This is a genomic window from Pseudorhodoferax aquiterrae, assembly GCF_014652235.1.
GTDB classification, from domain to species: Bacteria; Pseudomonadota; Gammaproteobacteria; order Burkholderiales; family Burkholderiaceae_C; genus Pseudorhodoferax; species Pseudorhodoferax aquiterrae.
Genome location: NZ_BMYK01000007.1, coordinates 214137 through 236619, shown reverse-complemented (window position 1 = coordinate 236619; position 22483 = coordinate 214137). Strand labels below are relative to the sequence as shown.

General features: G+C 71.1%; 24 protein-coding genes. 14 read left to right on the top strand and 10 right to left on the bottom strand.

The genetic code is table 11. The features are described 5' to 3' along the window. Positions 1-37 precede the first annotated feature (37 nt). From IE209_RS14565 to IE209_RS14550, 4 genes are all read left to right on the top strand, one after another. Positions 38-424, top strand: coding sequence for a VOC family protein (locus IE209_RS14565; protein WP_229882851.1), 387 nt, complete (start codon positions 38-40; stop codon positions 422-424). Further along, a complete protein-coding gene (locus IE209_RS14560; protein WP_189687671.1) occupies positions 421-951 on the top strand; it encodes a nuclear transport factor 2 family protein in 531 nt (176 codons plus the stop codon). The genes IE209_RS14565 and IE209_RS14560 overlap by 4 nt, the downstream gene beginning before the upstream one ends. Positions 952-964: 13 nt before the next feature. Next, positions 965-2200 carry an SDR family NAD(P)-dependent oxidoreductase gene (locus tag IE209_RS14555; RefSeq protein ID WP_189687670.1) on the top strand — a complete coding sequence of 412 codons (1236 nt, stop codon included), beginning with the start codon at positions 965-967 and terminating at the stop codon, positions 2198-2200. A 66-nt stretch (positions 2201-2266) separates the two neighbouring features. Further along, a complete protein-coding gene (locus tag IE209_RS14550) occupies positions 2267-3250 on the top strand; it encodes a Bug family tripartite tricarboxylate transporter substrate binding protein (RefSeq protein ID WP_189687669.1) in 984 nt (327 codons plus the stop codon). Here IE209_RS14550 and IE209_RS14545 read toward each other — a convergent pair. Further along, on the bottom strand, positions 3237-4193 hold the full coding sequence (locus IE209_RS14545) for a LysR family transcriptional regulator (protein ID WP_189687668.1): 957 nt from the start codon (positions 4191-4193) through the stop codon (positions 3237-3239). The genes IE209_RS14550 and IE209_RS14545 overlap by 14 nt on opposite strands. Before the next feature lie 102 nt (positions 4194-4295). On the opposite strand from IE209_RS14545, the gene hpaH reads away from it, so the two are divergent. Genes hpaH through IE209_RS14525 form a run of 4 tightly spaced genes read left to right on the top strand, consistent with a single transcriptional unit; the run spans position 4296 to position 8434 of the window. Continuing rightward, entirely contained in the window at positions 4296-5099 is an 804-nt protein-coding gene (gene hpaH / locus IE209_RS14540) for a 2-oxo-hept-4-ene-1,7-dioate hydratase (RefSeq protein WP_189687667.1), read from the top strand. Between the two features lie 23 nt (positions 5100-5122). Further along, positions 5123-6601, top strand: coding sequence for an aldehyde dehydrogenase family protein (locus IE209_RS14535; protein WP_189687666.1), 1479 nt, complete (start codon positions 5123-5125; stop codon positions 6599-6601). A gap of 10 nt (positions 6602-6611) precedes the next feature. Continuing rightward, positions 6612-7490, top strand: a complete 879-nt coding sequence (locus IE209_RS14530) for a DODA-type extradiol aromatic ring-opening family dioxygenase (RefSeq protein ID WP_189687665.1) — start codon at positions 6612-6614, stop codon at positions 7488-7490. Then, entirely contained in the window at positions 7487-8434 is a 948-nt protein-coding gene (locus IE209_RS14525; RefSeq protein WP_189687664.1) for a fumarylacetoacetate hydrolase family protein, read from the top strand. Before IE209_RS14530 ends, IE209_RS14525 begins: the two co-directional genes overlap by 4 nt. A gap of 59 nt (positions 8435-8493) precedes the next feature. Here the strand turns inward: IE209_RS14525 and IE209_RS14520 are convergent, their stop codons facing one another. The 4 genes from IE209_RS14520 to IE209_RS14505 form a co-directional block, all read right to left on the bottom strand. Further along, positions 8494-11040, bottom strand: coding sequence for a PAS domain-containing sensor histidine kinase (locus tag IE209_RS14520; RefSeq protein WP_189687663.1), 2547 nt, complete (start codon positions 11038-11040; stop codon positions 8494-8496). Next, complete coding sequence (locus IE209_RS14515) at positions 11040-11840, bottom strand: ABC transporter substrate-binding protein (RefSeq protein ID WP_189687662.1); 801 nt, start codon at positions 11838-11840, stop codon at positions 11040-11042. The genes IE209_RS14520 and IE209_RS14515 overlap by 1 nt, the downstream gene beginning before the upstream one ends. 11 nt (positions 11841-11851) lie before the next feature. Next, on the bottom strand, positions 11852-12577 hold the full coding sequence (locus IE209_RS14510; protein WP_189687661.1) for an HD-GYP domain-containing protein: 726 nt from the start codon (positions 12575-12577) through the stop codon (positions 11852-11854). 80 nt (positions 12578-12657) lie between these two features. Further along, on the bottom strand, positions 12658-13029 hold the full coding sequence (locus IE209_RS14505) for a response regulator transcription factor (protein ID WP_189687660.1): 372 nt from the start codon (positions 13027-13029) through the stop codon (positions 12658-12660). A gap of 94 nt (positions 13030-13123) precedes the next feature. On the opposite strand from IE209_RS14505, the gene IE209_RS14500 reads away from it, so the two are divergent. The 4 genes from IE209_RS14500 (at position 13124) to IE209_RS34325 (ending at position 17039) form a co-directional block, all read left to right on the top strand. Continuing rightward, entirely contained in the window at positions 13124-13792 is a 669-nt protein-coding gene (locus IE209_RS14500) for an excisionase family DNA-binding protein (RefSeq protein ID WP_189687659.1), read from the top strand. Continuing rightward, positions 13789-14556, top strand: coding sequence for an Hpt domain-containing response regulator (locus IE209_RS14495; RefSeq protein ID WP_189687658.1), 768 nt, complete (start codon positions 13789-13791; stop codon positions 14554-14556). Before IE209_RS14500 ends, IE209_RS14495 begins: the two co-directional genes overlap by 4 nt. 92 nt (positions 14557-14648) lie before the next feature. Then, positions 14649-15176, top strand: coding sequence for a chemotaxis protein CheW (locus IE209_RS14490; protein ID WP_189687657.1), 528 nt, complete (start codon positions 14649-14651; stop codon positions 15174-15176). Positions 15177-15404: 228 nt separating this feature from the next. Beyond that, positions 15405-17039 carry a methyl-accepting chemotaxis protein gene (locus IE209_RS34325; RefSeq protein ID WP_189687656.1) on the top strand — a complete coding sequence of 545 codons (1635 nt, stop codon included), beginning with the start codon at positions 15405-15407 and terminating at the stop codon, positions 17037-17039. 59 nt (positions 17040-17098) lie between these two features. Here the strand turns inward: IE209_RS34325 and IE209_RS14480 are convergent, their stop codons facing one another. From IE209_RS14480 to rpoN, 4 genes are all read right to left on the bottom strand, one after another. Continuing rightward, a complete protein-coding gene (locus IE209_RS14480) occupies positions 17099-17698 on the bottom strand; it encodes a hemerythrin domain-containing protein (protein WP_189687655.1) in 600 nt (199 codons plus the stop codon). A gap of 79 nt (positions 17699-17777) precedes the next feature. Next, complete coding sequence (locus IE209_RS14475) at positions 17778-18023, bottom strand: hypothetical protein (RefSeq protein ID WP_189687654.1); 246 nt, start codon at positions 18021-18023, stop codon at positions 17778-17780. A 72-nt stretch (positions 18024-18095) separates the two neighbouring features. After that, on the bottom strand, positions 18096-18368 hold the full coding sequence (locus IE209_RS14470; RefSeq protein WP_189687653.1) for a hypothetical protein: 273 nt from the start codon (positions 18366-18368) through the stop codon (positions 18096-18098). After that, positions 18365-19753 (bottom strand): RNA polymerase factor sigma-54, encoded by a 1389-nt coding sequence (gene rpoN, locus IE209_RS14465; RefSeq protein WP_189687652.1) that lies wholly within the window; start codon positions 19751-19753, stop codon positions 18365-18367. Before rpoN ends, IE209_RS14470 begins: the two co-directional genes overlap by 4 nt. 246 nt (positions 19754-19999) lie before the next feature. Here rpoN and IE209_RS14460 point away from each other — a divergent pair, with 246 nt between their 5' ends. Together IE209_RS14460 and IE209_RS14455 are read left to right on the top strand one after the other, a co-directional pair. Beyond that, positions 20000-20758 (top strand): SDR family oxidoreductase, encoded by a 759-nt coding sequence (locus tag IE209_RS14460; protein WP_189687651.1) that lies wholly within the window; start codon positions 20000-20002, stop codon positions 20756-20758. After that, on the top strand, positions 20749-21363 hold the full coding sequence (locus tag IE209_RS14455; protein WP_189687650.1) for a D-glycero-alpha-D-manno-heptose-1,7-bisphosphate 7-phosphatase: 615 nt from the start codon (positions 20749-20751) through the stop codon (positions 21361-21363). The genes IE209_RS14460 and IE209_RS14455 overlap by 10 nt, the downstream gene beginning before the upstream one ends. Here IE209_RS14455 and IE209_RS14450 read toward each other — a convergent pair. Continuing rightward, entirely contained in the window at positions 21305-22366 is a 1062-nt protein-coding gene (locus IE209_RS14450; RefSeq protein ID WP_229882850.1) for a glycosyltransferase family 9 protein, read from the bottom strand. The two genes, IE209_RS14455 and IE209_RS14450, sit on opposite strands and share 59 nt — an antisense overlap. Positions 22367-22483: the final 117 nt, after the last annotated feature.

Here is a 22483-nt window from a genome sequence, read left to right as displayed (position 1 = left end):
CCCCTCGGGAGGCAGCGAACCCCGTGCAGCGGGAAGCGTGGAGGCACCAGTGGGCGCGGTCGCACCCAAGCGGCTGCAAAACGTCTACTTGGTGGCCGAGAACCCGGCCGCGCTGCACGCCTTCTACAGCCAGGCACTCGGCCTGCAGCTCAAGTTCCAGGACGGCGAGCGCTGGTTCCAGTACGGCGTGGGCGGCGGCAACGTCTCGCTGGCCTGCCGCGAAGAGGCCGCGCCCGCCACGGCCGGCGCCGTGCTGGTGTTCGAGGTCGACGACTTCGACGGCGCCGAGCAGCGCATCGCGGCCGCCGGTGGCGCGGGGCTGGGCCTGCGCGACATGGGCAGCCATGGCGCCGTGCTGTCGCTGCGCGACCCCGAGGGCCATGTGGTGCAGCTGTTCCGGCGCGCGCCGGCGCAGGCGGCATGAACGTGGACAGCCTGCAGGCGCTGCTGGACCGGGAGGCGATCCGCGACTGCCTGTACCGCTACTGCCGCGGCATCGACCGCTGCGACGAGGCCGCGCTGCGCTCGGCCTACTGGGAGGACGCGAGCGATTGCCACGGCGCCTGGAACGGCAGCGCGAGCGGCTTCATCGACCAGGCCCTGGCGCGCCTGCGCCAGGGTGGCCGGCGCGTGCACCAGATCACCAACGTGCTGATCGAACTGCACGGCGCGCGCGCGGCGGTGGAGAGCAACTTCTTCGCGCTGCAGTCCACGGCCGCGCGGCCGGACCGCGAGACCTTTTTGTGCGGGCGCTACGCCGACCGCTTCGAGCGCCGCGCAGGCGAATGGCGTGTGGCCGCACGCACCGTGGTCTACGATTGGATCGAGGAGCGCACGCGGCCCGAGGCCGCGCAGGACAGCGCCGCGCTGTTCGGCCTGCGCCAGCCCGTCGGCTGCCCCGCCCCCATGGACACCATCTACGGCCTGCTGGGCGCCGTGCGCGCCGGCTGAACCCGAACCCACCGTGCATTGCGACCCCCTCCCGAACGGCAGCCCGCGCACCGCCCTCGTGACGGGCGCAGCGGGCGGCATCGGCCGCGCCACCGCGCTGCGCCTGGCGCAGCAGGGCTGGCGCTGCGTGGCCGTCGATGCCGACGCGGCCGGCCTGCAGCGCCTGCAGGCCGACTGGCCCGCAGCAGCGCCTGCGCCGCTGGCCCGCACCGTCGACCTCACCGACCCGGCGCACATCGCCGCGCTGGCCCACGGTCTGCCGCCGCTCGACGCGCTGCTCAACAACGCCGGCCTGTCGGCCGGCGGCGCCGAGGCGCTGGCCGGCGACGAGGACGGCACGGCCGCGCGCCTGCTCGCGCTGAACCTGCAGGCGCCGGCCCGCCTGGTGCAGGCGCTGGCCGGGCGGCTGCGGCCCGGCGCGCGCATCGTCAACGTGGCCTCGGGCGCAGGCCTGCGCGCGATCCCCTGGCGCGGGCTCTACAGCCCGAGCAAGGCCGGCCTGATCGCCCAGACCCGCGCGCTGGCCCGCGCCCGCCCGGGCTGGACCGTGACCGCGCTGGCCCCCGGCTTCGTGCGCACCGAGCTCGTGCAGGTTTTGATCGACAGCGGCCGGCTGGACCCGGCCCAGGCCGTGGCCAAGATCCCGCTGGGCCGCATGGCCGAGCCCGCGGACATGGCCGAGGCGCTGTGCTTCCTGGCCAGCCCCGGCGCGCGCGTGCTGACCGGGCAGCTGCTCGTGCTCGACGGCGGCTCCTCGGCCTGCGGCGGCAGCCAGGCCCTGCCGGCCGCGCGGCATGCGCCGCGGCCCTTCGACCTGCCGACCCGGCTGCAGACCAGCGCCGTGCGCGCGCCGGACTGGCAAGACAGCCTCCAGGCACTGGCCCCCACGACCGGGGGCGAGGCCTACGCGGCAGTGGTCGACGGCGCCGCGCTCGACGCCGCCCCCGGCGCGCTGCTGGCCACGGTGCGCGCCGCGGCCCGCCGCTTTCGCAGCCGCCATGCGCACAGCGCCAGCCTCACGCTGCTGCTGCCGCGGCCCGACGCCGACACGGCCTGGGAACATGCGGGCGACCTGGCCGCCACCCACATGCTGGTGGCCACGCTGGCTGCCGAATGGGGCGCCCTGGGCCTGCGCATCAACGCACTGGCGCCAGGCGACGCGATCAACCCCTGCCTGCCGCTGCTGGCGTACATGGCTGGCGCGCGGGCGCAATTCCTGACCGGCCAGGTCGTGCAGCCCGGCCTCTAGCCTTCCGACACGGACGGCCTGCCAGCAGCAGACCGTCCCCCCCACACCCAAGACAAGGAGACCCCGATGTTCGATACCCCTGTTTCCCGGCGCGGCCTGATGGCCCTCGCAGGCCTGTACGCGCTGCCCCACGGTGTGCTGGCCGAGACCGCCTGGCCGGCGCGGCCGATCCGGCTCGTCGTGCCGGGCTCGCCGGGCGCCGGCTCGGACATCTTTGCGCGGCTGCTCGCCGTTGCGCTCGGCGAGGCGCTCAAGCAGCCCGTGCTGGTGGACAACAAGGCCGGCGCCAACGGCCTGATCGGCAACGACACCGTGGCCAAGGCCGCGCCGGACGGCTACACCATCCTGCTCTCGCCCTCCTCGGCCATCGCGATCAATCCCGTCATCCAGCCCCGGATGCCGTACGACACGCAGAAGGATCTGCTGCCCGTGGCCCAGGTCGGCTCGGCCGGCGTGCTGCTCGTCGCGCACCCGTCCACGGGCTTGAAGTCGCTGGCCGACCTCGTGCGCCATGCCAAGGCCCATCCGGACAGACTGGCCTACGGCTCCTGGGGCAGCGGCTCGACCGGCCACCTGGTCATGGAAGGCATCAAGGCCCAGTACGGCCTGACCATGCCGCATGTGCCCTACAAGGGCGTGTCGCCGCTGGTCAACGACCTGCTCGCCAACACCATCGGCGTGGGATTCGTCGACATCGCCTCGCCCGTGCCGCAGATCCGCGCCGGCAAGCTCACGGCGCTGGGCGCCACCGGCTCGGCACGCGGCCCGGCGCTGCCGGACCTGCCCACGCTCAGCGAGCAGGGCTACCAGTTCGACGCCGATGGCTGGTACGGCATCTTCGCGCCGGCCGGCACGCCGCGCGATGTCGTGCTGCGCTTGAACCAGGAGGTGAACCGCATCCTCGCCACCGAGGACACGGTACAGAAGTTCGCCGCGCAGAACATGCCGCGCCCGCCGATCAAGAGCGCCGACGCGTTCGCCGCCACGGTGCGCCGCGACATGGCCGCCTGGCAGGAACTGGCCCGCGTGGCCCGGCTCAAGATCGACTGAGGCGGCGTTCCCCGGTCCCGCCACCACGCAGCACCTTGCGCGACCAGGCCGGCAGCCAGGCGGCGAGGTGTTCCGCGAAACCCGCGGTCGCAGGCGACATGGCGCGCGCGACGGGCTGGTACAGGCAGACTTTCCTCACGGTCTCGGGGTCGACCACGCGCCGCATCACCAGGCCGAAGGGCGTGGCGACCACGCCGACATAGGCCGGCGCGAGCGTGGCGGCCAGGCCATGCACCGCCATGCCCAGGGCGGTCGAGACGTTGTCGACCACGTCGACGGGAACGACCCGCTCGCCGTCCGGCATGTTCGCGTGCATGCGCGCCACGCTGCGTTCGTGGTCCCGCCCGGCGGCGACCAGCGCCACGTCGCGCAGATCGGCCCAGCGCAGCCGGGCGCGGCGCGCCAGCGGATGGTCCTGCGCGCACCAGAGCACCCACAGGCTGTCGAACAGGCCGTGGCGCGCCACCTCGGGCGGCACCGCACGGTCGGGTCCGACGGCCAGGTCCACGTCGCCCGCGGCCACCGCGTCCACCAGCGCATCCACCGCCAGGTCGTGCACGCGCACGACCACCTTGGGGTGCGTCGCCCGGTAGGCCTGGATGGCCGCGGGCACCGCGCAACTGGCCAGCACCAGCGGCGCGCCGATGCGCACCACGCCGGCGGCGCGGTTGCGCACGTCGGCCGCCGCACGCTCCGCGGCATGCACATGGCGCAGCATGGTCTCGGCCGAGCCCAGGAAGTCGCGCCCCGCGCTGGACAGGTCCACACGGCGCGTGGTGCGGTCGAACACCCGGAACCCCAGGACGGACTCGAGCTCGGCGACGAGCTGGCTGACCGCCTGCGTCGTCATGCCCAGCTGCTCGGCGGCCTCGCCGAAGCTGCGGGTCCGGGCGACGGCGGTGAGCGCTTCGATCTGGCGCAGCGTGAAACGTGTCAGCGGCATGCCGCGGATTATCAAGCCCGGCTTGAAAACTCCTCCGAATCGATTGATTGTGGCGGGCCTGCACGCCGCCGACACTGCCCGCTCCCCGACCCGGAGACCACCTTGCTCGCCACGCACATCCACCAGGCCCTGGCGCGCGACCTCGCGCAGGCCGAAAGCAGCCGCGTCCAGCTGCCGCAGTTCTCGCGGCTGCATCCCGCCATGGAGATCGCCGACAGCTACGCGATCCAGCGCGAATGGGTGCGGCTGCAACAGCAGCAGGGCCGCCGTGCCATCGGCCACAAGATCGGCCTGACCTCGCGGGCCATGCAGATCGCCTCGCAGATCACCGAGCCGGACTACGGCACCTTGCTGGACAGCATGCTGCTGCAGGACGGCAGCGAGGTCGAGGCGGCGCGCTTCATCGTGCCGCGGCTCGAGGTGGAGTTCGCCTTCATCCTGGCCCGGCCGCTCGAGGGCCCGAACCTGGGCCTCGTCGACGTGCTCAACGCGACCGACTACGTGGTTCCGGCCCTGGAACTCATCGACGCGCGCATCGAGCAGTTCGACCGCGACACCCGCGCACCGCGCAAGGTGCTCGACACCATCGCCGACAACGCAGCGAACGCCGGCATCGTGCTGGGCGGCCGCCCGATGCGCCCGGACCAGGTCGACTGGCGCTGGGCCGGTGCGCTGCTGTTCAAGAACGGCGTGGTCGAGGAATCCGGCCTGGGCGCCGCGGTGCTGAACCATCCGGCCAAGGGCGTGGCCTGGCTGGCCAACAAGCTGGCGGCCCACGGCGAGGGTCTCGCGGCCGGCGAGACCGTGCTGGGCGGCTCGTTCACGCGGCCCGTCGCCTGTGCGGCCGGCGACGTGTTCCATGCCGACTACGGCCCGCTCGGCGCGATCGCGCTGCGCTTCGTCTGACCGCGCATTTGCAGGAGTCTTGCTTGACCACATCGCAGCCCATCGTCGTCGACAGCGTGTCCGTCTCGCCCGACCACTACATCGACGGCCAACGCGTCGCCTCGGCCAGCCGCTTCGCCCTGTCCAGCCCGATCGACCAGCGCCCGCTGGGCCAGGTCGCCGAGGGTCTGGACGCGCATGTGGAGGCCGCCATCGTCGCGGCGCAGCAGGCCTTCGCGGCCTGGAGTGCGCTGACAGCGGCCGAGCGCAAGCCCTACCTCGACCGCTTCGCCGAGGAGATCGGCCGGCGCGCCGACGCCTTCTGCCGGCTCGAGAGCAACGACGCCGGCGTGCTGCTCTCGCGCATGCGCCACGGCGTGGTGCCGCGCGCCATGCTCAACATCACCTGGTTCGCCCAGCATGCGCTCACCCTGCAGAACCGGCCCATCGAGACCGAGCAGGCGCACCACATCGTGCGCCACGACCCGGCCGGCGTGGTGGCCATCATCACGCCCTGGAATGCGCCGCTGATGCTGTCGACCTGGAAGCTCGGGCCGGCGCTGGCCGCTGGCAACACCTGCATCCTCAAGCCGCCGGAGTGGGCGCCGCTGACCTGCTCGCTGCTGGCCGAGGCGGCCGACGCCGCGGGCCTGCCGCGCGGCGTGTTCAACGTGGTGCAGGGCACGGGCGCCACCACCGGCGCGCGCCTGGTCAGCGACCCGCGCATCGCGCGCATCTCGTTCACGGGCAGCGTGCCCACGGCCAAGTGGATCGCGCAGGCGGCCGGCGCCAACCTGGTGCCCTGCAGCCTGGAGCTGGGTGGCAAGAGCCCCTTCATCGTGCTGGAGGATGCCGACCTGGACAACGCCGCCGCCACCGGCGCGCTGATGTACCGCAACGCCGGCCAGGTCTGCCTGGCGGGCACGCGCTTGCTCGTGCATGCCAGGGTCGCGGACCGCTTCGTCGCCGCCATGCGTGGCTACGTGGAGAAGCTGGCCATCGGCGACCCCCGTGACGAGGCGACCGAGGTCGGCCCCATCATCCATCCGCGCCAGGTGGAGCGCGTGCAGGGCTTCGTGCAGCGCGCCGTGGCGGGCGGCGCGCGGCTGCTGTGGGGCGGCGGGCCGCATCCCTTCGGCGCGCAGTACTTCCAGCCGACCATGCTGACCGAGCTGCGCCAGGACGACGAGATCGTGCAGAACGAGGTGTTCGGCCCCGTGCTCACGCTGCAGACCTTCGGCAGCGACGACGAGGCCATCCGTCTTGCCAACGGCACCGACTATGGCCTGGGCGGCGTGTGCTACGGCGCCACCGAACACGCCACGGCCGTGGCCCAGCGCGTGCGCACGGGCTTCATCTGGGTCAACAGCTTCGGCATCCGAGACCTGGCCGCGCCCTTCGGCGGCATCAAGCGCAGCGGCATCGGCCGCGAGGGCGGCGACTGGAGCTTCGAGTTCTTCTGCGACATCAAGGACGTGGTGGTGCCCAAGAAGCCCTTCCGCGCCAGCTTCAGCCAGCGTTGAAAGGATCCCCATGACTGGACAGATCGCCGGTGCCGCCATCGTGTCGCACCACCCTGGCCTGATGCAATGCGAGGAATTCCGTCGCGCCATGGGCGCGGGCGAGGACTCCGACCTCATCGCCGGCTACGCACGGCTGCGTGAGAAGATCGCCGCCGCCCGGCCCGACGTGGTCATGGTTTTCGACAGCCACTGGTTCACCACCGGCTACCACCTGGTGGACGGCGGCGCGCGCTACAGCGGCACCTACATCTCCGACGAGATGCCCTGGTACCTGCACGGCGTGCCCTTCGCCTACCGCGGCCACCCCCGGCTGGCGCGGGCGCTGGAGGCGGCCTCGCGCGCGCGCCAGGGCCATGTGCGCGTGATCGACCACCCCGACCTGGGCCGGCACTACGCCACCGTCAACCTCGTCAAGCAGCTGCGGCTGGAACTGGACGACACGCCGGTGGTGACCGTCAGCTCCTGCCAGAACTGCCGCTGGGAGCAGTTTCTGCAGTCGGGCGAAGACATCGCCGAAGGCATCCGCGCAAGCGGCCTGCGCGTGGTGCTGCTGGCCTCGGGCGCGCTCTCGCACAAGTTCAACGGCATCGACTGGAAACCGAAGCACCCGCGCATCTTCCACGAGAGCAATGTTTCCTCGGAAGAGAACATCGCCAGCGACAAGCAGGCCATCGCGCTGATGGCCGAGGGCCGGCACGACGAGATCCTCGCGCGCTGGGACAGCGACTACCGCACGAAGCCCTGGGAGGCCTTCGGCGCGCACTACCTGCAGATGCTGGGCGCCATGGGTGGCGCCGCCTGCCGCGCCCGGGGCGAGGCGCTCTCGGCCTACGAGAACGCGCGCGGCACCGGCAACATCCACATCTGGTTCGGCACGGAGCACGCATGAACTTCGAATTTCCCTTCAAAGAACTTCCGGCCGTGCTGCGCGGCCCGCGCGTGGAGCGCCGCCGCGTGCTGCTGGGTGGCAGCGCCTTCTGGGGCACCCTCGTCGAGCACGGTGCCGCTGCCGGCCGCCTGCGGCTGGACGATGGCTGCGTGCTGGATGCCGAGGCGCAGACCTACCTGCCGCCGGTGTCCCCCAGCAAGATCATCGCGGTGCACATCAGCTACCGCTCGCGCAGCATGGAGACGCGCGACAAACCCAAGCCCAGCGAGACGCCGACCTACTTCACCAAGCCGCCCAGCGCGCTGAACGGCCACGGCGGCCAGATCCTCAAGCCTTCGGACTGCAGGTACCTCAACTACGAGGGCGAGTATGCGGTCGTCATCGGCAGGACCTGCCGCAACGTCACGCCAGACGAGGCCTGGGACTGCATCGAGGGCTTCTGCCCGGCGCTGGACATGGGCCTGCAGGACTTCCGCGACACCGACCAGGGCAGCATGCTGCGCGTGAAGGGGGCCGACACGCTGCTGCCCATCGGTCCGGGCATCGTGCGCGGCGTGAACCTGTTCGAGCAGACGCTGCGCACCTTCGTGAACGGCCTGGTCGTGCAGGAGGCGCAGATCGGCGAGGAAACCATCTGGGGGCCGCACTACGTCATCGCGGACATCGCGCGCCACATCACGCTGGTGGCCGGCGACGTGATCCTGATGGGCACGCCCTGCCACTCGCGCAGCATCGATGCAGGCCAGACGGTGGAGTGCGAGATCACCGGCCTCGGCCGCATCGGCGGCACGGTGGTCGGCATCGACCCGCCACGCGCGGCTGCGCTCGGCGTCGGCCATGCGCCCGCCGACACACCGGAGGTGCGGCGCGTCGCGCTGGGCTTCGACGAGCGGGTTCCCGCGCACCTGAAGGCCAACCTGCGGCAAGCGCGGGAGCAGGCATGAGCAGGTCGTGCGCCGTCGGCACCGGTGCGCCTGCCCATGGCGCGCGGTGAAGGGGCGGTCTACAGAAGCCCCGGAATCGTCTCGGCGAAGTTCTTCGCCGGCAGCACGATCACGAACTCGGCGCCGCCCGTCTGGCGGTTCTGCGCACTGATCCGTCCGCCATGGATCTCCAGGATCTTGCGGCAGATGGCCAGGCCCAGGCCGGTCCCGCCGGAGCCGTCCTTGGTCGTCGTGGACTGCACGAAGGCGGCGAAGATGCGCTCGGTTTCCTGGTCCGGGATGCCCGGGCCCTGGTCCCGGATGCGCAGAACGATCTCCTGTCCATCGGGGCATTCGCCCGAGATCGCGATGATTCCCTGCGCCGGGGAAAACCGGATGGCGTTGGCGAGAACGTTCCGGATCACCTGCTGGAAGCGCAGCGGATCGACCTTGCCGACGAGCGGCGTGGCCGCCAGCGCGTCTTCGAGCTGGAGCCCCTTCGCGGCGATCTGGGGCGCAAGCTCCTGGACGACCTCCCGGATCAGCGGACGAAGATCGGTGCGCTCGAGCGTGAACGTCCCCACCGAGCTTTCCAGCTTCGCGACGTCGAGCAGGTCGTTCACCAGTGCCAGCATGCGTTTGCCCGAGCTCAGGATGTCCTCGAACATCGGTCTGAGCTTGGGTTGGTCACGTCCGCGCATGAGGCCGAGCTCGGAGAATCCGAGAATGGACTGGAGCGGTGTCCGCAGTTCATGGCTGATGTTGGCGATGAACTCGGACTTGGCACGCGAGGCCTCCTCCGCAACGTCGCGGGCGGCCCGGGTCGCGCGTTCGGCCGCCCTGAACTCGCTGACGTCCATGAGCACGGAGAGGATGCCGGCCGGCTTGCCGCCGTCACCGGGCATGAGCACCTTCTCGATGACCACGTCGCGACGCGAACCATCGGCGTGGGGCATGTTCGTCTCGTACCGGATCCGCCCGCCGCGCAGGATCAGCTCGTCGTCGTTCTGGCTGTGGAAGGACAGCGCCTCCTGGGCCGGCCCAGGGATGGCCGAATGGCCGTGGACCTGCGTTCGCGACAGTCCGGTGAACTGCTCCCACGCCTGGTTCGTGCTCAGGTAGCGGCCGCGCAGGTCGCGCACGGAAAGAGGCAGCGGGCTCGTCTGCAGGATCAGCTCGGTGATCGCGAGCTGGGTCTGCAGCTTGCGCTGCGAGGTGACACGCTCGGTCACGTCGACGGCGCTGCCCGCGAAGCCGATGATGCGTTCGCGGTGCACGAGGGGGACGACGGCCACGTCGACGATGCGCCGCTCGGAGCCGCCATGGGCCTGGACCGTGATCTGCGCGTTGCGGATGCCCGCCCCGCTCGCCGGCTCGAACAGCGCCTGCATCTGCTTCCTCTGGGCAGGGATCGCGAGCGCGGACAGCTCCATGCCGATGGCATCGGACGGAGAGGTCTCGGCGATGGCCGTCCAGCGCGCGTTGACGAAGGTCAGGATGCCCTGGGGGTCGGTCCGGAAGATGAGCTCCTGCACGCTGCGCAATGTGGTGCTGTGCTCCTGCTCACGGCGGGCGACTTCCGCCTGGGCCTGGTTCAGCAGCTTGCGCGTTCTCTCACGGGCGCGCAGGCCGAAGCAGGCGACGGCCGTCATCGCGCCGAGCAGCAGCACTGCGGCGCCGGCGACCCAGATGGTGCTTTGCATGGAGCGCCACCACGCGGCTTTCATCGTCGCGACCGGGTGCTGCACCAGCACCACGAGCGGCCACTGGCGAGAGACACGGTAGGCCACGATCTGCGCTGCGCTGTTCCCGATGCCGTCTCCTTCGTAGGTGTCGTGTTCGGTGGTGGCCAGCCGCCGGCGGAACAGTTCGTGCGCGCCCACCTGCTCGCCTGGATTGACGCTGGCGCCGACCGTTGCGGCGAGCACTTCGCCGGCGTAGCTGGTCAGCAGGCCGGTCGCGCGCGTGTCGTCCAGGGTCAGCGTCTGGTAGTTGGAGAACGCGTCGGGGTTCAGCATGGCCACGAGCAGGCCGCTCGCATCGCTGCCGATCTGCACAGTCCTGAACATGGGAATGAAGCCCACGCCCGCAGGCGCCCGGCTCGGCAGCCCCGCAGGCTGCGCCAGATCGGCGATCCCGCGGCCCGGGACGAACGACCCCAGGCGCTCGCGGCCCGGCGCCGGCCATGCGCCGACCCGGGTCCGGTCGACCACGACGCCGATGGTGTCGGTCGCAACGGTGCTGGCGACGACGACGCCGTTGGCGTCCAGCACCGCAAAGCCGCGCAGGAATGGAAAACCGGCCTGTGCTTCACGCAGGAGCGCGGTCAGCTCGGGTCCCGGCGGCAGATGACGGCTGGCCAGCCGGTCTGCCAGGGCCGACAGCGAGACCGCGGCGGTGTCGACGGTGAGCGTGGCGTGGTCCTCCAGCACGCGCGCCATCAATGCCTGCTCCGAACGTGCGTTCTCCACGTGGTTGCGGTACTCGAGGAAACCGACCCAGAGCGCGGCAGCGGCGACCAGCGCCGTCAGGGCCAGGCCCAGCAGCAGAACGATGCGGCTCTCGGTCCATGCGCTGGGCCTGGCGGTGGTCTCCCCGGACTCGGGCGGCGCGCCGGACGGGAGCATCAGCGCACCAACGCGGGCGTGAGCCCATGGGCCCGGGCCGCCGCCGCGAGTCGTCCGTCGCGCTTGATGCGCGCAACGAACTCGTCGACCACGGCCAGCCACTCGGCGTCGCCCTGCTTGACCGCATAGCCGTAGGGAACGACGTGGAATGGCGTGGGCGGCGCCACCAGCCGTGCCCAGTCGGCGTTGTCGAGCAGGCGCCGGCTGTACGGGTAGTCGGTCATGAACACGTCGACGCGGCCGGCCTCCAGTTCACGTTCGCGGGTGGCGGGCGGCTTGACGATCACGAGGGTCGCCCGCTTCAAGGCCTGTGCCATGACGGGCTCCATGAAGGTTCCGGCCTGCACCGCGACCTGCACGCCGGGCTGGTCGATGTCGTCCCATTCGCGCACGGCGCGGTTGCTCCGCGTCGTCACGGCGTAGATGTCGCTCTGGAGATAGGGCTGCGAAAACGCCAGCTGCGCCATCCGTTGCGGCAGCATGCCCACGGCGAACATCGCGATGTCGCAGCGGTCGCGGTTCAAGTCCTGCACCAGCGTGGGAAAGGACGAGTCGACCAGCTCGACGCGCACGCGCAGGTCGCTGCCGAGCGCCGCGGACAGATCGATGTCCAGGCCGGTCAGCTGCTGCGTCCGCGGACTGCGGTAGGTGATGCCGTAGTAGTCGGGCCAGATGCACACGTGCACCGTTGCGGACTTCTGGACGCGGTCGAGCACCGGTCCCGCCTGCGCCGCGGAGCCCAGCAGCACGGAGCATGCGACCGCCATGGTTGCGGCCAAGGGCGAGAAGTTCTTCCACATGGTCTTGCTCCTCACTTGAAGGCCTGCGCCGCCTGCAGGCGGGGTGGCTCCTGCATCAGCTCAGCCAGATCGAACTTGCGCGAATTGACTTCGTCGCGGATCGCGATGAAGAGGTCGGCGTGGCGCACAAAGCAGTCCACCACCTGCGGATCGAAGGCCCGGCCACGCTCGGCCGCCAGCATGTCCAGCGCCGTCGCATCGTCGAAGGCCGCACGATAGCAGCGGTCCATGGTCAGGGCATCGAAGAAGTCGGCGACCGCCACGATGCGGCCCGACAGCGGGATCGCTTCACCGGACAGCCGGCTCGGATAGCCGGCGCCATCCCAGCGCTCATGGTGCGCCAGGGCGGTCTGTGCCGCCAGCTGGAACAGCGGGATCCGCGACCGTCCCAGAATGCGGGCGCCGATGCCGGGGTGCTCTTTCATGACCGCGCGCTCGTCCGAGGTCAGCGCGCCGGGCTTCTTCAGCACCGCGTCGACGATGCCGATCTTGCCGATGTCGTGCATGGGCGCCGCCTGCCGGAGCAGTGCGGCGTACGCGCGATCCTGTCCCAGCTTGAGTGCGAGCCCCCAGGCCAGATAGCCCATCCGGACGATGTGCACGCCTGTGTCGTCGTCGCGGAACTCGGCCGCGCGCGCCAGCAGCAGCAAGGCTTCATGGTGGGCGCGGGTGACCTCCTGCAGGGCCTGGTTCCTCTCGTGGTACATCTGGCCGAAGTCGGCCAGCAGGCGTTCCATCTGCGCAGCGGCGGCGTCTTCGAAGGACTTGTCCTGCGCGGCGGCCCGTTCGCCGGCAGCACCAGCGCAGGCAAGGCTGCTCACAGCTGCTCCGCCGGTTCGCCGATCAGCTCCAGCAGCTTCATCGGGCTGAAAGGCTTCACCACATAGGCATCGGCACCCGCCAGCATCCCTTGTTCCTGGTCCTTGCTGCCACCGCGCGCAGACACCAGAAAAACCTTGATGCGCTGCAACTGCGGGTCCGATTTGATGGCCCGGCACAGGTCCAGTCCGTTCTGCTCGCCGGGCATCATGACGTCCAGGAAGACCAGGTCCGGCATCCAGGCCTTGACGGCGTCCATGCCCGCGACCACATCGCCGGCTTCATGGATCGTGCAGCTCTCGAATTCGAGGGTCATGCGGATGAGGCGCCGGATGTCGGCATGGTCTTCAACGATCAAGACGGTCTTCATGGGGATGGTGTGCGTGAGGGGTTCGCTGAATTATCATCTTCCTCGCAGTTTTGAATCATTTTCAAATCTGCATAAATGATAGTTTCCGAGGAAAATGACACAATCCCTGCCGGCAGATGCCGCCGAAACCTACACGACGCTGGAAGCCGCCCACCACATGGGCCTGGCCGTCCGATCGGTGCAGCTCATGGTCGACCGCGGCGAGCTGACCGCATGGAAGACGCCAGGCGGGCACCGCCGCATCTCTCGGGAGTCGGTCCACCGGTGGATCTCGCAAAAGCGCGGCGAGCAGCCTGTGGCGGATGGGCGCGAAGCTGAGACGTCCCATCGCGCCCAGAGCACTGCCTGGACGCGCCCGCCGGACGGGGCACCGCGCAAGCCCACCGTGCTGCTCATCGAGGATTCCGTGCACTACCAGAATCTGCTGCGGCTGGTGATCACGCAGCAATTCCCCGAAGTGGACCTGCATGTCGCGGCCGACGGCATTTCAGGCCTGGTCCTGGCCGGGCGGCTGGACCCGGCGGTGCTGATCGTCGACATCCTGCTGCCCGGCATCGATGGAGCAGCGCTGATCACCGGGCTCAGGACGCAGGCGCAGTTCGACCACAGCAGGCTCATCGTCGTCACCTCCCTCGACGCGGCGCAGCGGGAACCTTATGCCTTTGCGCTCAAGGGGGTGCCGGTGGTGCCAAAAGCCGATGTGGTGACCGCACTGCCCCCTTTGCTGCAAGAGGCACTGGCCCCGCACGGGCCGACAGCATGAGCACGCCGCAGGTTCTGGTCGTCGAGGACGATCCATCCATCCAGCGCTTCATTGCGCTCGCGCTGGAAGAGGAGCCGCTCGCGTTCAGCATCGTGTCGACGGCGGCGGATGCCATGCGCCATCTCCGCACGGCCCCTGTGCAACTGCTGCTGACCGACCTGATGTTGCCCGGCGCGTCCGGTGCCGATCTGATGGCCGCGTTGCGGGCAGACGCCTCGCTGGGGCCCGTGGCACGGATCGCCGTGCTCAGCGCCGGCCTGGATGCCGCCACGCGTGAACGCCTGCAGGCGCTCGGGGCGTGGCGGATGCTCGCGAAGCCGGTCTCGCTGCAGGAACTGCTGGCATGCGTGCGCGACGCCCTGTCTCCCCAAGGGCCCCCAGCGGCGATCCCACCGGGAGCACCCGCAGCGCCCACCCCGGTCCCAGCGGCGTCGGCGGGATGGACGGCGGAGGAACGGTGGGCGGTCGATGCCCACTTCGGTGGCGACCCCGGCTTGTTCACAGCGTTCCAGCGGTCCTGCTGCAGCCAGTTCCCGAAGGACCGTGTTGACGGGCTGCAGGCGTTCTCGAACGCGGACTGGCGAGCGCTGCGGCGGCTCGCCCACAGCCTGAAGAGCGTCTTCGCCATGTTGGGCCGCACGGGCCCATCCCGTTGCGCAGCGGAACTGGAGGCGGCATGTCTGCAGGGAGATGCCCAGCGCATCGCGAGCGCGTGGCACGAACTCTCGCAGCACCTGACAGCTGATGTGGAAGCAGAAAAGTGATAACAAATCGGCGAAATCGCACAGCATCCAGCCCATCATATTTGCCAATTTAGAACTCAGAACTATCATTTGCACCACTTCAAGGAGTGCAAATGAACGTCAACAGCGTCCCCGAGGACAGCGCCCCGCAGCAACCGCAGGTGAGCGGATCGCACCAGCTTCTGAGCTTCGATTTGGGTGGCCAGGCCTACGGCATCGACATCCGCAAGGTGCAGGAGGTCCGCTCCTACGTGCCGCCGGTCCGGATTCCATCGTCTCCTCCCGCCCTTCTCGGTGTGACGAATCTGCGCGGCCAGGTCATGCCGGTGTTCGACCTGAGGACGCATCTGGGGCTGCCAGACCGCGTCGATGACCGCCCTGTGACCGCCGTCCTGGGGTTCGGAACCCGGACCGCGGGCATCGTCGTGGATGCGGTCTCCGATGTCCTGGAGATTCCTGCAGAGGAACTGCAGCCCGTGCCACTGAACGCGGAGGCATCGACCCCGTACGTCCTCGGGGTGGCGAGCGTCCAGAGAAACGCGCAACCGCACTCCCTCATCGTGCTGGATCCGGAGGCTTTGGTCGCGTCGCTTCGCATGCGCCCGCGGCCGGCACGGGCCGATCACCGGGAAGCGACCTGATCCGAACCCGGCACGCGGCTGCCGCAGCGCATGCCCGCTGCGGGTGGGAATCGCCAGGCGTGGCGCAATCCCGCAGAAATCGAAACCGGAAGCCAAGCGTCGGCCACAGTCCCGACACATTCCGATCGAACAGCCACCGGAGAATTTTCTCCCGGTGACCCGCACTTCCAGGCCAAGGCGGCCTGGTCCAGTCATTAACTTGCAAGTTCCCCATCGACGGAGGCAGAGATGCTCAAGGAAAAGAATGTCGGGATCGTCGGTCGGCTCTACATGATCACCGCCGTACTGGTCACCCTGCTGGTGTTCACGGCCGTGTTCGCGCAGAGCCGGCTCGACCACATCGTGCACCTCGCCGAGACCACCGAGGAACTGCGCGTCCCGCAGTTGCAGCGCGTGTCGGCCGTCGAGCTCAACGTGACCCGGGTGTCCCTGCAGCTGCGCCATGCCATCCTCGCGCGCACGCCGCAGGAGCGCGAGGCCTCGCTGAAGGACATCGAGAGCAAGCGCAAGCTGATTGCGGACGCCATCGACGCCTACGCGTCCGACCTGAAGGGCGCCGAGTCCGCCAGCCGCGTGGCGGCGATCCAGAAGCTGACCGCATCGTTCTGGCAGTTCGGTGAGGCCAACGTCAAGCTCATCTTAGACGGCCGCAAGGACGAGGCCTTCGCCTTCCTGGTCGACAGCACCATTCCCGCCCGCAACGCGCTGCTGGACGTGCTGGAAGACAACGTGAAGTTCCAGGAGGCTGCCTTGCGCACCGACATTGCCGGTCTGCGCAGCGACGCGGCCTCGGTGATGCGGGTTCTGATCCCCCTGGTGATCGCGGCGACCGGCGGGCTCTTGCTGTTCGCCTGGTACCTGGGCCGCACCCTGCGCGCGCGCGTCGCCCTGTCGCGCGGGGTGGCCGAGCGTGTCCGCGATGGCGACCTCACGCAGCCGGTGACGGATCCCGCACGCGATGAGTTCTCGCCGCTGTTGGGCGCGCTCAAGGACATGCAGGCTTCGCTGACCACGGTGGTCGATGGTGTGCGCGAGCACGCCGAAGGCGTCGCCACTGCAAGCACGGAGATCTCCCACGGCAACGCCGACCTCAGCAACCGGACGGAGCAGCAGGCGTCCGCCGTGCAGGAGACCGCGGCGGCCATGGAGCAGTTGACGGCCACCGTGCAACGCAATGCCGCCAACGCGGGCCAGGCGAACCGGCATGCGGCCGAGGCGCGCGAAGTCGCCGAGCGCGGCGGCACCGCGGTGGGCCAGGTCGTCACGACCATGAAGGCCATCAGCGAGAGCAGCAAGAAGATCGCCGACATCATCGGTGTCATCGACGGGATCGCCTTCCAGACCAACATCCTGGCGCTCAATGCCGCGGTGGAAGCGGCGCGGGCGGGCGAACAGGGGCGTGGCTTCGCCGTCGTGGCCGGCGAGGTGCGAAGCCTGGCAGGTCGGTCCGCAGAGGCCGCCAAGGAAGTCCGTGCCCTGATCGAGGAAAGCGTGGGGCGGGTGGACCAGGGCACGCAACTCGTGGACCGTGCCGGCGCCACCATGCATGAAGTCGTCGACGCGATCCGCCGCGTCACCGAAGTGGTCGGCGAGATCAGCAGTGCCAGCTCGGAGCAGGGCATCGGGGTCGGCCAGGTCGGTGAGGCCATCACGCACATCGACCAGGCCACGCAGCAGAACGCGGCCCTCGTCGAAGAAAGTGCAGCGGCCGCAGACAGCCTCAGCCGCCAGGCGCAGGAGCTCGTCGAATCGGTCGCGATCTTCCGCACCACCCGGGCGCAGCGCTTCGGCGGCGTGCAGGAGCAGGCCGTTCAGGCGCCCCGTGCGAAGCCCAGGACCGCCCTGCGCCTGAAGTCGGCGTGACGGCGTTCGGCCGGCCGTGAGGCGCTTCACGGCGCCCACCGGGAAAGTGCGCCGCCCCGTCAGTCGCGCGACGCGGACCGCATGGCCTGCCAGCCCGCCCGGCGGCCCAGCATGAGCAGGCCCAGCGCGGCCACCGCGCCGCCGGCCAGCAGCAGCTTGTTGCCGGAGGCGGCCCGGCCCAGGTTCAGCGCGATCTCGCCGCTGCGCGGCGCGACCAGCGCGATACGCCGGCGCGTCATCTGCAGACCGATCTCGCCGAGCCGCCCGGGCAGCAAGCGCTCGGCCGCCGGCAACACCAGCGTCTCCTCGTCGGCCACATGGTGCATGACCAGGCGCATGAGGGCCATCAGCTGCTCTTCATGGTCCGGGTCCTCGGCGTCGCATCGGCGCAGGCGCGCGATGGCCTCGCGCATCTGCTGGTGTTCGGCCGCGCTGTCCACCACGAGCTCCGGCGCCACCTCGCGCACGGCCGGGTAGAAGATCTCCTCTTCCAGCTGCGCATGCACCTCCAGCGCCAGGCAGATGGTGTTGGCCAGGCCGATGCGCACGCGCGCCGGCGCGCTGGCCTTGTACTGGTGGAAGGTCGACAGCACGTGGGTGTGGTCCAGCCGGACCATGTTGGTTGCCGTGGGCAACAGCTGCGCGCTCCAGGGGGTCATCGTGGGTCTCCGCGGATGTGGTGCTGCACGCCTTGCCGCTGCCGGACCAAAGGCCGGCGGCGGGTCGGGTGGCGGGTGTTCAGGAACTGCTCGGCGCGGCCGGCGGCGTGGGCGCCGTGGGACTGGCGGGCGCCGGCGTGGGCCCCGCCTCGGGCGCGGACGCGGGCGCGCTCGGCGCCGTCGGAGGCGGGCTCTGCTGCGGCGCCGGTGTGGCCGGCGCCGACGGGCTGGCCGGCGCGGGCGCCTCGTTGCGCTGGCAGGCGCCCAGGGCCAGCGTGGCCGCGGCAGCAAGTGCCATGGCGCGGATGCGGGAGAGGTGTGGCATGCGGGTCTCCTGAAGTTCCAAAGGTCGCACTGCAGCAGGCAATCGGCATTCCAGCGCCGGCCGGGCGCCGGTTCAGCGGGGCGGTGCCCCGTGTTCGGGCGGCTCGGTGTTGGCCTGCGGCCTCTTGTCGCCGTGCAGGCCCAGCGGCACCGAATCGTCCAGGCGCTCGCCCGCCGCATCCGATGCCTTGTCCTGCATGCGCTCGGGATGGGCCGGACCGTTGTTGGGTTCGCCCGTGGCGGCCCGGCCGGTCGCGAGCGCGCCGCCGGCACCGATGTTGGCCACGGTACCGTCGGTCACGGGACGGGTGCCCGCGCCACTGTCTTTGGGGGAAGTGCTGCTCATGCCGATGCTCCTTGGGCCATGGCCCGGGTTGCGCGCAGGCCGGCCGTGCCCAGGCCCAGCTGCTGGCGGTACTTGGTGACCGTGCGGCGCGCCACGCGGATGCCGCGGCGCGCCAGCTGCAGCGCGATGGCCACGTCCGACAACGGCTGGCCGTGCTCGCGCACGATGATCTCGTGCACGAGCTCGCGCACCGCCGTCGGCGAGCATTGCCCGCCGCCGGCCACCGGCAGGCCGCGCGAGAAGAAGTAGCCGAGCTCGAAGGTGCCCGAGGGCGTGGCGATGAACTTCTGGTGCGTCACGCGCGAGACGGTGGACTCGTGCATGCCCAGCTCCTCGGCGATCTGGCGCAGCACCATCGGCTGCATGGCCAGCGCGCCGTGTTCCAGGAAGCGCTGTTGCCGGCGCACGATGGCCTGGGCCACGGCAAGGATGGTGGAGAAGCGCTGCTCCACGTTGCGCAGCGTCCAGCGCGCCTCCTGCAGCTGGCCCGCCAGCGCCGGTGCGGCGGCGCCGCGGTGCTGGCGGTACAGCTCGGCATAGCCGCGATGCAGCTGCACGCGCGGCACCACGGCTTCGTTGAGCTGCGCCGTCCAGCCCGTGCGCGTGCGGCGCGCCAGCACGTCGGGCACCACATAGCGCACGGGCTCGCCGCCGTGGCGCCAGCCCGGGTGCGGGTCCAGCCCGCGCAACAGCCGCAGCAGGCGCTGCACGGTGGCGGCGCTGCAGCCCAGCACGCGGGCGCAGCGCGCCACGTCGCCGCCGCGCAGGGCGGGCTCGGCGTCGGTCAGCAGGCGCGCGCACAGCTGGCGTTCCTGCGCGTCGGGATGGCTGGCCAGCTGCAGCTGCAGGCACTCCACGAGGTTGCGTGCGCCCACGCCGGGCGGATCCAGCGCCTGCACGCAGGCCAGCGCGGCATCGCACTCGGCGGCCGTGGGGGCAGGCTGCAGCTCGCCCAGGGCCGCCAGTTCGGCGGGGTCCACGCGCAGGTAGCCGTCATCGTCCAGCGCTTCGCAGAGCAGGCTGGCCAACATGAAGGCGCGGTCGTCCAGGCGCAGCAGGCGCAGCTGGCCGTGCAGGTGGTCGCGCAGGCTGGTCGGCGCTGCCACGAAGGCCAGGGCGTCCAGGTCGCCATCGCCGCTGCGCGGACGCTGGCGCGCGCCGATCGATGCGCCCCAGAGCTGGCCGGCGGCGGCGGCCTGGGCCTCCTCGTGCGCGGCGGCCGGTGGCGGGGCCTGCTCGTCGATTTCCAGGAAGGGGTTGCTGGCCAGGCAGGCGTCGATGCTGGCGGCGAACTCGAGGTTGGGCATCTGCAGCAATTGCACGGCGCGCTGCTGGCGTACCGAGAACTGCGGCTGGGCCTGGTGCTGGAGAGCAGGTTGGAGCATGGTGGGGCGTACCGTTGGTGACGACTAAGGCCTGCACCGCAAGCGCCGTGCCGCCGCGCGGCGCCTGTGACACCTGGAAACGACTGCGCCCGTCGCCCCAGGGCGCCGGAGACACGCGGCGGCCCGGGCCGCTGCGCGCACGCCGCGGCGCCGCAAGATTTGCGGCAAGCCCTGCGGAAACCGGCAAGCGACACCGGCCAGGCACGCCGTTTGCCTTGGAGCTGGCTTTCCACCCTGCGAGCCTCCATGCAAGCGACCGCTTCCCACCCGGACTCTCCTTCTCCCCCGCCCTGCGCGCTCGTCACAGGCGCAGGCAGCGGCCTGGGCGCAGCGATCGCGCGCAGCTGCCATGCCGCGGGCTGGCGCGTGGGCCTGCTCGACGTGGCCGGCCAACGCGCCCAGGCGCTCGCCGAGGAGCTCGACCCCGGCGGCGGCAGCACGCTGGTGCTGCAGGCCGAGGTGGGCGACTTCGCGGCGGCCGAGCGCGCGGTGGCGCAGCTGGCCGAACGCTTCGGCGGCATCGGCGCCCTGGTCAACAACGCCGGCACCGACGTGACGGCGCCGCTGGACGAGATCGAGGTCGGCGCCTGGCAGCGCGTGCTGGGCACCAACCTGCTCGGGCCCTTTCACCTGGCCAAGGCCGCCCTGCCCTGGCTGCGTGCGGCCGACGCGGGCCGCGGCGGCCAGATCGTCAACATCGCCTCCACCGCGGCGCTGCGCAGCTGGCCCAACGCCAGCGCCTACCACGCCAGCAAGTGGGGCCTGCTGGGCCTGTCGCGCGCGCTGCACGCCGAGCTGCGCGGTGCCGGCATCCGCGTCGGCACGGTGGTCGCCGGCGGCATGCGCACACCGTTCCTGCTCGACCGCTTCCCCGACCTGGATCCGTCCAGGCTGCAGGACCCGGCCCAGGTCGCAGCCGCCGTGCAGTTCATGCTGGCCATGCCGCGCGGCTCGGTGGTGGCCGAGATCATGGTGCTGCCCGAGCAGGAGAGTTCATGGCCCTGAGCGACCAGCCGGGCGACCCCGCCGTGTTCGTGGACAAGGACGGCACCCTGGTCGAGGACCGGCCGTACAACGTGGATCCGGCCCGCATGTCCTTCACCGCCGGCGCGCTGGACGGGCTGCGCATGCTGCATGCGCACGGCTTTCGCATCGTCGTGGTGACCAACCAGCCCGGCGTCGCGCTGGGCTACTTCGACCTCGACGCGCTGCTGCGTCTGCGCCAGGCGCTGGCGCGCCGGCTGGCGCGTGCCGGCGTGCCGCTGACGGGCTTCTACGCCTGCCCGCACGCACCGGACCCGGCGGCCGGGCCGCCCTGCAGTTGCCGCAAGCCGGCGCCGGGCCTGTTGCAGCAGGCCGCACGCGCGCACGGGCTGGACCTCGCGCGCAGCTGGATGGTGGGCGACATCCTGGACGACGTGGAGGCCGGCCAGCGCGCCGGCTGCCGCAGCGTGCTGCTGGACGTTGGCAACGAGACGCTGTGGCAGGACGGCCCCTGGCGCACGCCGCATGCGCGTGCCACCAACCTGCACGACGCGGCACGGCAGATCGTCAGGGCACCGGCAGCGGCAGGACCGGCGGCAACGCCGCCAGAACTTGCGGCACGCTGATGGCCGTGGCGCAGCCATGGTCGTAGGGGCAGACGGCATGGGCGCAGGGCCGGCACGGCAGGTCCTGCGCGAGCACGCGGTGGCGCGCGGCGTCCAGCGGGGCCCAGCGCCGCACGTTGGCCCCTGAACTCACGACCACGCTGGGCCGGCCGCGCGCGGCCGCGATGTGCGAGATGCCGGTGTCGTTGCAGACCACGCAGGCGGCGCCATCGACCAGTGCGCCCAGCGTCCACAGCGTGGTCCGGCCGGCCAGGTCGAGGCAGGGCACGCCCGCGGCCTTGGCCAGCGCGCGCGTGAGCGCGGCCTCGCCCGCGCCGCCAGTCAGCACGGGGTGCAGGCCCTGCCCGGCCAGGTGGCGCGCCACGGCGGCAAAACGCTCCGGCGCCCAGCGCCGCGAGGGCAGCTGCGCGCCGGCGTGCACCACGGCGTAGGCGGTGCCCGCCGGCAGCGGCGCCAGCAGCGCGCGCGCCGCCGCGTGGTCGGCCGGGCGCAGCGGAAAGTCCAGCGCCAGCCCCTGGCGCGGCAGGCCCAGGTGGTCGGTCAGCGCGAGCAGCCGCTCGATCTCGTGGCCCTGCTGCGGCCAGCGCCGCCAGCGCGCACGGTCCGCCGGCGGCACCCAGGCGCAGTCGTCGTAAAAGCCCGCCGTGGCCCGCGCGCCGAAGCTGGCCACCAGCGGGTTGACGATGCCGCCGCTGCCGTGCAGCTGCAGCGCCAGGTCGAAATCGCGCGCCTGCACCGTCTGCAGGAAGGCCGGCAACTGCGTCACCGTGCAGGGGATCTCGGGCAGGCCCGGGTAGCCCGGCAGTGCGATGAAGTCGTCCACGCTGTCCAGCCGCGCCGCCAGTTCTGCGGCCCAGGGCAGGCCCACCAGCGTCAGCTGCGCCTGCGGCCAGGCGTGGCGCATGGCACGCAGCGCGGGCGTGGCGCACAGCATGTCGCCGAGCACGAGGGCGCGGAACACGGCCACGCGGCGGGGAATCGGAATGGGCAGGTCGGTAGGCAAGGTGGCACGGTGCGGCAAGCGGCATGCCCGCGGCACACCGGCACGCCAATTGCTGGCTCCCGGCGCACAAGAATCCCGGAGCACCGCCATGAACTCCTCTCCACCGGCCAGCGCGCC